This is a genomic window from Nostoc sp. (assembly GCF_036917315.1).
GTDB lineage: Bacteria > Cyanobacteriota > Cyanobacteriia > Cyanobacteriales > Nostocaceae > Nostoc.
In genome coordinates this window covers 100057-112449 of sequence record NZ_JBALDR010000027.1, presented here as the reverse complement: position 1 = coordinate 112449, position 12393 = coordinate 100057, and the positions used below count along the sequence as shown (strand labels likewise).

The following is a 12393-nucleotide window of genomic DNA, read 5'->3' as shown; positions in this document are numbered from 1 at the left end:
TCTTAAATGATGGAGAGCTTATTATTAAATGGGGAAGAAAAATAAAAAACAAGGGAAATGCTGTTTGTGCAAATTAAAAGCACAACAGCTTACTCCCCAAGATTGCCCAATATGAAAGTAAGTTCGGTATTCTCTCCAATATTCCAATGTCATCAACAATTGGTCTTCCAAGCAAAACTTTCCTGGCCGTCCGGTTTTTTGTTTTGGTAGACTGTGCGGTAAGCGAAGCCATGCCGTTAGGCTTATCGCACAGCCTCTAGCATCTGGTTGAAAGTCTCCAGACGTACACCACACAAGCGTTTAAAATCTTCTGGTTTCAGGCTCTTTACTTGTTCGTAGGTCATAGATGCTACCCAACTCTCATCTACTTGTCCCACGCATCTGGGACTTTTGCAAGAGGTCTAATAGAGCATCAAATGTTTATTCAGCAGATAAGTATTTAAAACCCTTTTAGAGACGCAAAATTGCATTTCGTGCTATTCGTCTAAAGTATTATTCCTCAAATTAAGAATAAATCCTCTCGAAGCTAGGTGAGCAAATTTTTTGGCTGCGTTAGTCTCAAGACTGGCAGTAAACGTGCTTTTGTTGACCACGCTGCTATCCTAGTGAAATCCTTACATTAATGCTTGAACACAATATTATTGTCATTGGAACATCAGCAGGTGGAGTTGAGGCGCTGACTTATCTAGTCAAGCATTTGCCGCCCAATCTTAATGCTGCTGTGATTATAGTTCTTCATGTATCCAGTCATGGCACAAGTGTTCTGCCAAAAATATTAAGTCGCGCTGGCAACTTGCCAGTGTCTCACGCTCAGAACGGCGAAGCTATTGTTCATGGTCAGATTTATGTCGCTCCGCCTGACTACCACTTACTGGTAGAACAAAGATATTTGCGTTTGACGCTGGGTCCAAAAGAAAACCGTTGTCGTCCCGCGATCGATCCATTGTTTCGCAGTGCAGCACGAGCCTATGGGCAACGAGTGATTGCTGTGCTACTAACAGGTTTGCTTGACGACGGCACGGCGGGACTAATGGCTGTAAAAATGCGGCGCGGCGTGGCAATTGTCCAAAATCCCGACGATGCTTTGTATGCTGCTATGCCACGTAATGCGATCGAGAACGTAGAGGATATTGACCATATTCTGCCACTTTCAGATATTCCTTCTACTTTAATAGCTCTAGTTAATACGCCAATGGAAGTACAACCAGAAAACCCTATACCTAACGAGATGGAGTTTGAAACTGAAATAGCGCAATTGAATTTGGAAGCAGTAGAAAACGAAAGCGAACGACCTGGTAAACCATCAACCTTTGGCTGTCCTGACTGCGGCGGTATCCTCTGGGAAATCGAAGAAGGAAATTTATTGCGCTTCCGGTGCCGCACGGGTCATGCTTTTTCAGCAGAAACTTTGCTGGCCACGCAGTCTGATAAGGTGGAAGATGCACTATGGATCGCTTTGAGGGCATTAGAAGAGAAAGCTTCTTTATCACATCGTATGGCTTCAAGGATGGAGGCTCGCAATCAAATCTTGGCGGCACAAAGATTCAAAGAGGAGGCACACTCTGCCAAGGATTCCTCCGCCATTATTCGAGAAGTGCTTTTGAAGGTCAATCCAAACACAGGTGTTGATTGAAGGTTAAACCTAATTATTTTCAGGAATGGGATGGTTTATACCATTTTAGATTTTGGATTGGGAATTGCCTTGGTACGTCTGGCTTGGTGTGAATCCATGAACCTATCCCACTATTTTAAAAATCCCTACTTGTCTTTGTAAAATATGCTTGAAAACCTTGATTGTTCGTTTTCATTCTTTAACAAAATTAAGCTTTATAACACAAAAATGATTAGTGGGATAGCTTCATCTGTCGCAATCATTTTTCAAATTGGTATTAGTTTGCTGTGTGCGAGTGCCACCACAGATTGAACTAACTCTTCTGGATCTAGAGGCTTGCTAACGTGCCGCTGATAACCACTGATTATAGCTCGCTCGTAATCATCAACTCTGGCATAAGCAGTCAAAGCGATCGCGGGAATCTCTCCCCCTTTTTCGGGGGTTAAGGTGCGGATCTGTTGGATTAGGGAATAACCATCGACTTCGGGCATCCCAATATCACTGACTAAAACATCGGGTTGAAAAGACTCCAGGTTTGCTAAAACTTCTGCCGCGGAGGTAACAGTTAAGACTGTAGCTCCGTATTCAGTAAGCAATACTGTTAGTAGTTCACGAGCATCGGGATCGTCATCAACTGTGAGGACTCGAATCCCCGTGAGTTCGAGTGCTGGTTGTGGCAATTCATCTGGCTGCTTGATTTCCGATTCAATATTTAGCAGTGGTAACTGGACTGTGAAGGTGGCTCCCAAGCCTTCACCCGGACTATCAGCCGCGATCGTGCCGCCGTGCGCCTCAACTAACTGCCGGACGATCGCTAACCCCAATCCCAACCCCCCATACTTGCGGGTGATTGAGACATCTTCCTGACGGAATGATTCAAAAATATACGGGAGAAAATCTGAGTTAATACCCTTGCCAGTGTCACTAACAATAATCTGTGCCCGATCCTCAACTCGCTCTAGTCGGGTTTCTACGCGTCCTCCCTTGGGGGTAAACTTGATCGCGTTAGAAAGTAAGTTCCAAACGATTTGTTGAAGGCGGTTGGAATCTCCACAGACTCGCCCAATATTTGGCAGTATGGAATGCAACACAATTGATTTGGAAAGGGCTGCTGTATTTACTGTATCGATCGCAGATTCAATGACAGATGCCAGATTCACAGGAGTAGCCTCGATGCTGAGTTTGCCGCGTAGAATCTTGGCGACATCAAGTAAGTCATCAATCAGTTGAGTTTGCAATTTGGCGTTGCGTTCAATGGTGGCTAAGGCTTCGGCTGTTTTGGCTTCACTAAATTTCCGGGTTTGTAGCAGTTTTGTCCAGCCGAGAATTGGGTTAAGAGGCGATCGCAATTCGTGGGAGAGAACCGCCAAAAATTCATCTTTGATGCGATTGGCGCGTTCGGCTTCGGCTCTGGCTGCTTGTTCTAGTTGCAATAGGCGATCGCGTTCAATTTCAGCTTGTTTGCGATCGGTGATATCCTGTACATTACCTACCATCCGTACCGCATTGCCCGCAGCATCATAGAAAACCTGACCTCTAGCGGCTAACCAGCGAATGCCATCAGGATGTATGGTGCGGAATTCATCTTCATAGTGCTCTTGCTGTTGCTGGATGGTGCAACTCACCGTTTCATTGGCTGAGGTGCAATCGTCTGGATGCAGGAGACTTAACCACAGTTCATAGGTGATTTCCTTTGTGGTTGGGTCAAGCCCAAACAAATTGATGTACTCTTCAGATACATGAGTTCTGTTGCGGGTAATGTCCCAGTCCCATAATCCCGATTGCGTAGCTTTGTACGCCAATTTCAACCGGGCTTCGCTCTCCTGCAAGAGGAGTTCTATCTTTTTGCGATCGGTAATATCTCGTGAAATCAACAAGATTCGTTCCAGCTGCCCGGAAGCATCCAAAATCGGGCTAACGACCACTTCCCACCATTTCGGAGTACCTTTTACAGTTGGGCAGTATCCGCTAAAAATGCTGACTTTGCCTGTTTTAGTGGCAGCAAGTGCGTCCTCTGCCTGTTGCCGATAACTGCCTTCCCAGAAACAGAGCCATTCATTATTGAGATAGGAATTTAAATCATCCATTTCCATCAAACACAGTCCACCTGTATTCATGTACAGCAGCCGCCCATCAAGGCTTAATACCTTGATGCAATCAGAACTGCTGTCTAAAATGCGGTTTTTAAATTCTTCACTCTGGCGCAAGGCTTCTTCGGTTTGTTGGCGAGTGGTGATATCTCGCCAGGTGGCAACAAATCCATCTCCAAATTTAGCCACGCGGATATCAAAGGCTCTAACTAAGCGTTGTTGCCCGTAATTATCCTCATAAACTAGGCTGTCTTTAATAAGCGGCTGCCCTGTTTCTACTACCTGGCAGTATTCATCAAGCAATCCACTGTCACGATGCCCTGGTAGTAATTCACACAACCCATGCCCAATCTGCTGCTCATAAGTCATTTGATTGTTGAAACAAGCCGCACTATTGACATATTCAGTCACAAAATCGACAATCTGTCCCCGCCCATTCCGTACAGCACGGTATACCCCAAAGCAGTCCAGCATATTTTCAACTGAGGTGCGGAAGCGTTCTTCGCTCTTTCGCAAAGAAAGTTCTGCCTGTTTGCGGTGGGTGATATCATGATGGATGCCTGCCATACGCAGTGCATTGCCCTGTCGATCGCGCAAAACTACTTTTCCGTGGTTGGCTATCCATTTCCACTCCCCAGACTTGGTTAACATTCGATATTCAAATTTGTAAGATACCGAATCGTCGTGAAGATGAGCATTCAACCGTTCCATCACCCAAACTTTATCGTCAGGATGAATCAGTCGCTCCCAAGTGCTAAACTTCCCAGGTAAATCTCCTTGCTCATATCCCAGCATTTCCAGCCATCGGGAACTTAAATAATCTTCATTGGTAACAATATTCCAATCCCAGAGACCGCCACCAGAACCTTCCAGTGCCATTTGCAGGCGTTCTTCACTGTCTCGCAAGGCTTGCTCTGCCTGTTTGCGTTCGCTGATGTCTTCGGTAATACCTGCAAACCGATAAATCTCTCCGGTTTCATCTCGAAGGGGAAAGCAGCGATCGTGAACCCAGCGAATACTACCATCGGCTAAAATAATCCGGTATTCTTCATCAAATTTCCCGGCGACAGCTTTTTCATGAAACGCTCTGTCTATCGCTGCTCGATCTTCTGGGTGGATGCGATCGACCCATACTTGTTGTCCTTGATACAATTCCTCCGGGTTCAATCCCCACAGGCGTTTATATGCAGGACTAACATAGCTAACTCGATTTTCCAACACTTCTTTGATCCAGAACACCGCATCAATATTTTCTGCAAGCTGCCGAAAACGTTCCTCACTCTCGCGCAGAGTTTCGGCCGATCGTTTGCGTTCGGTGATATCTAGATCGATACCCGCCATCTGAATTGGTTGCCCGTGTTGGTCGTAGAATACCTTACCCTGACTCAGTGCCCACCGAATCGTGCCATTAGGATATACGACTCGAAATTCAATGTCATAGTCTTCTCCGGTGGCGATGGCACGCTCGACGGCTGCCAGAACGCGATCGCGATCGTCAGGGTGGACTCGCGCGGCAAACATCTCAAATGAACCGTCAAACTCTCCTGGCTCCAGTCCAAATGAGGCTTCCAGGTTATCCGACCAGGAAATTTTTCCGGTTTGGATGTTCCAGTTCCACGTTCCCATCCGCGAAGCTGATAGTGCCAATCGCAGCCGTTGTTCGCTCTGGCGTAGTTCTGCTTCTACCTGTTGGCGTTCCTTTAGTTCATGCTGTGCCTGCTGATACAGTTCTGCCTGTCGTAAGGCGATACTCATCTGAGTTGCCAACTCTTTAAGCAAGTCAATTTCTAAGGGCTGCCAAAATCGAGGGGAGGTACAATGATGAGCAATGAGCAATCCCCAAAACTGGTTGTCTTGTAGAATTGGTACAATCAGATTAGCTCTGACTTGAAACTGTGCCAACAATTCACCGTGGCAGGGGTCAAGACTGCCATCGTGAATATCTGATACTGCCTTTACTTGCCCCTGATAATAACGTTCGATATAATTCTCGATCGCGGCGGGATCTTGCCTGACAGGTTGCGGTCGATTCGAGACAATGTAGCTCTCAGCAAGGCAGGGATCGTACATAGTAGACGAAAGCAGCGATCGCCACTGTGTCCCAACTGATTCTGCTATTACTGTGCCATTTCCGTCAGGTTTTAACTGAAAAACTAAGACGCGATCGGTGTGTAGAAATTCTCGCACTTCGGCTACAGTTGTTTGAAGAATTTCATCCAGATTCAGCGATTGGTGAATTTTCTGGGTAATATGTGCGACTACACGCTCTCGTTCAATACGCTGTTGTAGTTGGGTGCGTAACCGCACGGTTTCAATTGCCCCATTAACTGCTATTTGCAGTCCTTCTGGGGTGATTTGCTCTTTGATAATATAATCTTGTGCGCCCGCTTTGATCGCCTTAACTGCGATCGCCTCATTGCCCTGCCCAGTGACGACAATCACAGGTAGGCAAGGCTGTTGGGTCGAGGGTTGCAATTGTGCCAGAAATTTCAGTCCGTCCATGTCGGGCAGTCGATAATCAAGCAACACAGCATCAGGTTGATGTTGCTGCCAAAGTTCTAGCCCTTGTTGTCCCAGCGTTGCTTCTAGGATCGTGTAAGAAGATTCGCGATCGCGCAGCAAATATCGCCGATAGAGTTCTCGATCTTCTGGGGAATCATCGACAATTAGGAGGGTGCGCTGTTGCTGAGACATGTAAAATTAATTGAGCGGATAGAGTTAAAGCCCACATTCCGCAGGTTATTATAGAGAAATTAGTGTTTTAAAAATAGCGCTAAAATCCTCATCTATGTAAAGATTTTATCATAACGAATCCTGCGGATAATCAGGCAATGTCGTTACTTCAAACCAATATTCCACGAGCATTTGAATATCTCTTTTCAGTTGAGCAAAATTGATTGGTTTAACAATATAGCTGTTGACACCATATTGATAGCATACTTCAATATCTTTAGGATTGTTAGAGGTAGTAAACACCACCACCGGAATCATCTTCAAGCTGTCATCCTGTTTAATCCGGCGTAACACTTCTCGTCCATCGGTTCCGGGCAGGTTCAAGTCAAGCACAATCAAGCCGGGACGGGGCGCAGTCTGGCGCTCTACATAGCTGCCAGTTCGATAAAGAAACGCCAAGGCTTGTTCCCCATTCACACACCTCTGAATAGCGATCGCAATAGTAGATCGCCCTAGAAATCGTTGCAGTGCCTCAAAGTCTTCGTTGCTATCTTCGACAATTAAAAGTAGTGGCGTTTGCTGCATCGGGGAGACTGAAATCTGAGTCATGTATTTGCCTCCGCTGACAGGGTGAAGTAAAATGTACTACCTTTTGTGGGGGTTGATTCCACCCAGATTCTACCACCGTGACGCTCCACAATTTTGCGGGCAATGGTTAATCCTACCCCAGTCCCACCGCCAAATTCGTCTCGTCCATGTAAGCGGCGGAAGATTTCAAAGATTTTGTCGAGATGGTCTGGGGAGATGCCAATGCCGTTATCACGAACGTAGAAGCACTGGGGAGTGGGGATAAGGGGTAATGGGGACTGGGAAAGAAATTCTTTTGAGATTTGGTTGGTTTGCCCCGATTCGATGAAACCAATTTCGACCCACTTCTGGGGTTTATCATTGTACTTGATGGCGTTGCTGATTAGGTTGCTGAAGAGTTCATTAATCTGAGCGCGATCGCATTGAATTGTCTTAAGGGGTTGAGGAATGCGAAACTCGACTTCGCTTTGCGGTCGGGAAATGGTCAAGGTGGCGATTACCTGGGGTACTAACTCGTTTAGATTCACTGGTTGCCGGATCAGTTCGGCGCGTCCCAACCGCGAAAAATGGAGGAGGGAATTGATCAAGTCTTCCATTCGCTGCGTCAGCCGCACCAAGGTTTGCAGTTTTGCTATTCCATCGCTATCTAATATGTCTGCATAGTCTTCCATTAAGAAGTTAGCGTAGTTGTGAATGCCCCGTAGCGGTTCTTTCAGGTCATGTGAGGCAACGTAGGCAAAAGAATCAAGTTCTTCGTTACTCCGTTGTAATTCAAAATTCATCGATGCTAGTTTGTCTGCCTGTCGCAACACAACGCCCACAACTAGACTTCGTAGTTCCGCAACCGCTTCAACTTCGCAAGGTTTCCAGGGCAGAGCAGATCCTTGCACCGTTTCTTGCCATAATTCAAAGGATTTGCGAGGAGACATTCTTAAACTGCCATCTGAGAAAACTTCTACAGGCTTGTTGGGGTTGCCGCCCCAATTCACTGTTTGAATTACCTCTGGGCGAAACCAGAGAATGTAATTGTGGTGAAATTGGGAAATTTCCAGGGCTAACACGCCACTAGCGATCGCTTTAAATGACTCAGCAGCAGGGTAATTTTTCATGAGCGATCGCGTCTCAAACAAGTTATGATGCAGTTGAGGTTTAATCCAATCAAGTAAGGCGCGAACCTCTGACTCAGATGGCGTTTTACCCACTTGAATATACTGGTCGCCACTACATATCACCGCTCCCGTGGCGCTGACTAGATTGAGTAATTGAGATTTCAGTTGCACCATGCCATCCAGGAAATACTCAGCCTGAGATAAGCCTTCCACAAATTGAGTTTGTAATGACTTTAATTGACTTTTGTAATCAATATCTTCACTCGCTTCTTTATTTCTCAGTTCCACAGACATCACCTGTCCAATGAACTCGCAGATGGTGCGGATATTGTAAGAAATATATTTGGGTGACGAATGGTGACAGGCAATCAATCCCCAAAGCTTTTGCTCGTGCATCAGAGAAATAGACATGGAGGCGGTCACACCCATATTTTGCAGGTACTCTAGATGTAATGGAGAAACACTCCGCAACACCGAGAGACTGAGATCCAACGGTTGATTTGTTAAAGGATTGTTAACTGGAATTAAGGTGGCAGGCTGATAGCTGGCATCTGGAATCAGCCGCAGCCAGTTGAGGGTGTATAATTGTCGCGCTTGCTTAGGAATATCAGAGGGCGGATAGTGTAAATCCAAATAGGGCATTTCCTGATTAGTATCTTCAGCGATGACACTGCCTGCCCCTTCGCGATCGAATCGATAGACCATGACGCGATCGAAACCAGTGATTCGCTGGACTTCTGTCACCACAATCTGGCACATTTCCAGTAGTGTGGGTGCTTTCTGAATCCGGGTAATGGTTCCTCTTACCTGTTGATAGAAGTCAAAAAAGCCTGTTTTTACCTTAGATTTTTTCGGCTCCAATTCCAGAATAATAATAGTATCTAAACGATGGACAATGCCATCAAAATGAATTGATTTATTTTGATGTTTGATGGATATATTTAGGGGATTAACGCTCTCAAAATCCTCTGCCAGACATTGTTGAATTAGTTTAATTTGCTTGACATTGAGTAAATCTGATAGCGGCTTGCCCAGCAATTCATCAGGATGACGGCCAACGACTTCCTGGGTGTTACTGCTCACCTGAAGGATTTCCAGGGTGGGATCTTGCAAAACCAGTAAAACCCCGTGAGGCTGGATCGAACTGGGAATGTGGATCGGTTCGCGATCGCAATTTGTCAAATCTATGATCTCATCAGTCATTCTCTGTTTATCCAACTCTTCATTAGAACTTTGGCTTAAATAATTCGTAATACAACTCTTGGAGAGGCTGCGGCAACGGCTACGCGGTAGTTGAATCTCGACTTCGCTCGATTACCGCGCAGTCGAAACTCAGTACAAGTTCGTAATTCGTAATTCGTAATTAAGTTTTGTCACAGGGATTTAGACGCGATAAATCGCCGTCTCTACAAGTGTTTTGTTGCTCATTCTGAACTGTATGGCTTTATATATTAGATTTTGAGTCCTGTATTTTGTACCTCACTTAAAAAGCGAACTCCTATATTCACACTACTAGCCTAGACTCAAACTAGAGTCTCCAGCTTCTACTCTTGGCTTAATGTTTCAATCAACAAATCTACCTGCTGTTGTCGCTGCTGCAAAAAACCTTCGCACTGACGCAAATACTCTACAGCAGTTGCAAATTGGTCAAACACAGCTTCCAATTCCAACTCACCCGCCTCAATGCGAGTAATAATTCCCTCTATCTCAGCCACCTTCGCTTCATAATTCCAAGCCTCCTCAGAACTAGAAGCACTCTTACGTTTAACCATTCAACTCTTGGCGTCCTTGGCGTCTTGGCGGTTCGTTTATCGTAAATTCAAGGGTTCAAGACCCCAACCATTACACGTAGTATCAGTTAAGTTGGGGTTTAAATCCCCGACTCCAACTGTCTTTAATTTTGAAGTAATGAGTAATAAGTAATAAGTAATGGGTATTACTCATTACTCATTACTCATTACTCATTTATTTACTTCCATAACCTTCACTTTAACCCCACCCTGCCCCAACTGAATCACTAACTCTTCTCCCACAGCCAACTCCCCCGCCGAACGAGCGATTGCTCCATCTTCCCTTCTCACCACAGCATAACCACGCTGTAACACTGCTTTTGGGTCAAGACTAGCCAACTTTTGCCGCAATAATTCTAAATGCTGCGTTGCTTGCTGCGATCGCCCCGTCGTAATTTGCACCAAATGCTGACGCTTCCAAGCTAGCTTTTCCACCTCCTGCTGCACTTGCCGATCTAACCGCAAACGTCGCAAACGATTACGTAATACTTGCAGTTTATTCTCAGCATTTTCTCTAAAGTCATGCACCGCCTCATGTAAAGCGACAACTCGCTGCCGATGCTCAATATACAACTCTAAAAGTGCTGGCACAACCATTTCCGCTGCCGCAGTGGGTGTATGCACACATACATCTGCAACTAAATCTGCTAAAGATTCATCTCGTTGATGGCCGATACCAGTAATTATAGGAATGGAACAACTAGCCAGCGATCGCACCACTCGTTCATCATTAAAGCAGGCCAACTCTTCCACCGCACCACCACCCCGCGATAAAATTAGCACTTCGGCACGACCATCTCTTTCCACGCGCTCAATTGCTTTGACGATAGATTCTGGTGCTTGCTCGCCTTGTACGGTCGCAGGAGAAAATAAAACGTGTAAACCTGGATACCTTTGCTTCAGGGTTTTTTGAATATCACCCCAAGCAGCAGCCGTTGGTGAAGTGACGACAGCGATCGTTTGGGGATGAGTGGGGAGCGATCGCTTTCTTTGCGCGTCAAATAACCCCTCAGCCAGCAAGCGATTTTTGAGTTGTTGATAGCGTAACGCCTGTAAACCAACACCAGCAGGTAGAGTTTGCCAAACTGATAACTGATACTCTCCCCGTTGCGGATAGACGCGAATGCTGCCCAAAATGATTATCTGTTCGCCAGGAACAGGCATTTGGGCGAGTTTTGGCAATTGGCTATTCCATACTACACACTTAATTCCGGCGGTGCGATCGGGATCTTGCAGCGTGAAAAACAACCCACTGCGATGGTGGTTAGCGCTGGAAACTTCGCCAGTTACCCAAACTTGCCGCAATTGTTCATCTTGCTCTAACAGCAAGCGGATATAGTCAGTTAATCCAGATACCGAAAGCGCTGTATCGAGAATCAGAGAGTCGGGAAGGTCGAAAGTCATCAAAGATATAACGAAAGCAAAAGCCTAAGCAAATCTTAGCAAATATCATTATAGAACCCATTTGACATCTAAGAAGGTGCAGCAAGCCTCTTAAGCATTAACCGAATAAGACAAAGATTAACCTTGGCAGTCGCATTAGCTAAAGTTCTCTCAAAGTTCTTGACGAGGATTTTGCATCTTTCCATCCAAGCATTTGACCGCTCAATGACCCACACCCTATCCCCCACACCCTCGCCAGTGTCCGGTTAATGCACCGGATGGTGAAGCGGGAATCTAGTAATCAACTGAGATTTTTGCCACTGCACTTGGCAATGGAAGGCTTTTTATCAATGTTCTTTTCTGGCCCTGATATTGCCTGGAGTGAATATTCTAAGTATGCCCTTTCTCATGGGTTGGGTAGCCGAATGGAAAGCTCTTTTAGTGGACGTTACATTGCTGGACTTGAAGATGCTTTGCGGGTATTTGAAATTCACTCTCGACAGGTTGGAGTATTAGTATTTGTTGCCGAAGCATTAGCATCACCTTTTGTAGTACCGACACCAGAGGACTATCGACTTTTGCACAATAGCTTATTAGAAGATTTCTATGGTGAGTTATTGTACCAATACGCTTTACTGCACGATACAACTTTTCCCATGAGTGTATCTTTAGATGAGTCAAAAATTAATGATTTAACAGCTTTGAGGGCAGCAGTACAAAATATGCGTTCAGATTGGGCATCGTTTCAGGGTTTCATGGCTGAGGGACTGTTAGGACGTAAGTTAATTTCCCAAAAAGTCTATACTGCTGGTTCGTTCATGTTACAACGATTTATTACTGACCTCAACCCCAACGAAGAAAATCATATTGGGGAAGCGATTATTCGAGAAAATGGTGAATTGGAGTATTTGAAGACTTACCGCTTATCAGGAATGCAGACTCGCCGAGTTTATTTGCTGAGTCACTTAGCAGAGCATAATTGGAATTTGGATGCTACAGCTAGTAAATTGGGCAATACACGAGAGGAATTTGTGCTGCGTTTAGAAAAGGTGGGTTTTGGTTATTTGCTCAATGCGGAAGTAAGACAAGCAGCATTGAAAAAAGTCAAGGGTAAAAGGTGATATTGTCTTGCTAAGATTCAGCACTAA

At 45.4% G+C, this 12393-nt stretch carries 6 protein-coding genes and 2 pseudogenes; 2 read left to right on the top strand and 6 right to left on the bottom strand.

Going from position 1 to position 12393, the window contains the following annotated elements; all coding sequences use genetic code 11:
• Nucleotides 1-87: 87 nt before the first annotated feature.
• Nucleotides 88-198, bottom strand: a pseudogene (locus tag V7K84_RS34260) (helix-turn-helix domain-containing protein); the annotation flags it as partial.
• A 424-nt stretch (nt 199-622) separates the two neighbouring features.
• Here V7K84_RS34260 and V7K84_RS12500 point away from each other — a divergent pair.
• Nucleotides 623-1633, top strand: a complete 1011-nt coding sequence (locus tag V7K84_RS12500) for a chemotaxis protein CheB (protein ID WP_334838424.1) — start codon at nt 623-625, stop codon at nt 1631-1633.
• Between the two features lie 245 nt (nt 1634-1878).
• On the opposite strand, the gene V7K84_RS12495 is transcribed toward V7K84_RS12500, so the two are convergent.
• The 5 genes from V7K84_RS12495 to xseA all read right to left on the bottom strand — a co-directional run bounded on the left by V7K84_RS12495 (nt 1879) and on the right by xseA (nt 11266).
• Nucleotides 1879-6396 carry a PAS domain-containing protein gene (locus V7K84_RS12495; protein WP_334838422.1) on the bottom strand — a complete coding sequence of 1506 codons (4518 nt, stop codon included), beginning with the start codon at nt 6394-6396 and terminating at the stop codon, nt 1879-1881.
• A gap of 108 nt (nt 6397-6504) precedes the next feature.
• A complete protein-coding gene (locus tag V7K84_RS12490; RefSeq protein WP_334838421.1) occupies nt 6505-6984 on the bottom strand; it encodes a response regulator in 480 nt (159 codons plus the stop codon).
• Nucleotides 6981-9275 carry an ATP-binding protein gene (locus tag V7K84_RS12485; RefSeq protein ID WP_334838419.1) on the bottom strand — a complete coding sequence of 765 codons (2295 nt, stop codon included), beginning with the start codon at nt 9273-9275 and terminating at the stop codon, nt 6981-6983. Before V7K84_RS12485 ends, V7K84_RS12490 begins: the two co-directional genes overlap by 4 nt.
• Before the next feature lie 341 nt (nt 9276-9616).
• Nucleotides 9617-9844 (bottom strand): exodeoxyribonuclease VII small subunit, encoded by a 228-nt coding sequence (gene xseB, locus V7K84_RS12480; protein WP_334838417.1) that lies wholly within the window; start codon nt 9842-9844, stop codon nt 9617-9619.
• 189 nt (nt 9845-10033) lie between these two features.
• Nucleotides 10034-11266, bottom strand: coding sequence for an exodeoxyribonuclease VII large subunit (gene xseA / locus V7K84_RS12475; RefSeq protein ID WP_334838415.1), 1233 nt, complete (start codon nt 11264-11266; stop codon nt 10034-10036).
• 233 nt (nt 11267-11499) lie between these two features.
• On the opposite strand from xseA, the pseudogene V7K84_RS12470 reads away from it, so the two are divergent.
• Nucleotides 11500-12366, top strand: a pseudogene (locus V7K84_RS12470) (ARPP-2 domain-containing protein); the annotation flags it as partial.
• Nucleotides 12367-12393: the final 27 nt, after the last annotated feature.

Excerpts from the sequence above, each read along its gene's own strand:
- xseB (WP_334838417.1), bottom strand. The coding sequence starts at position 9,844 with ATGGTTAAACGTAAGAGTGCTTCTAGTTCTGAGGAGGCTTGGAATTAT.
- V7K84_RS12500 (WP_334838424.1), top strand. The coding sequence starts at position 623 with ATGCTTGAACACAATATTATTGTCATTGGAACATCAGCAGGTGGAGTT.
- V7K84_RS12490 (WP_334838421.1), bottom strand. The coding sequence starts at position 6,984 with ATGACTCAGATTTCAGTCTCCCCGATGCAGCAAACGCCACTACTTTTA.
- V7K84_RS12485 (WP_334838419.1), bottom strand. The coding sequence starts at position 9,275 with ATGACTGATGAGATCATAGATTTGACAAATTGCGATCGCGAACCGATC.
- xseA (WP_334838415.1), bottom strand. The coding sequence starts at position 11,266 with ATGACTTTCGACCTTCCCGACTCTCTGATTCTCGATACAGCGCTTTCG.
- V7K84_RS12495 (WP_334838422.1), bottom strand. The coding sequence starts at position 6,396 with ATGTCTCAGCAACAGCGCACCCTCCTAATTGTCGATGATTCCCCAGAA.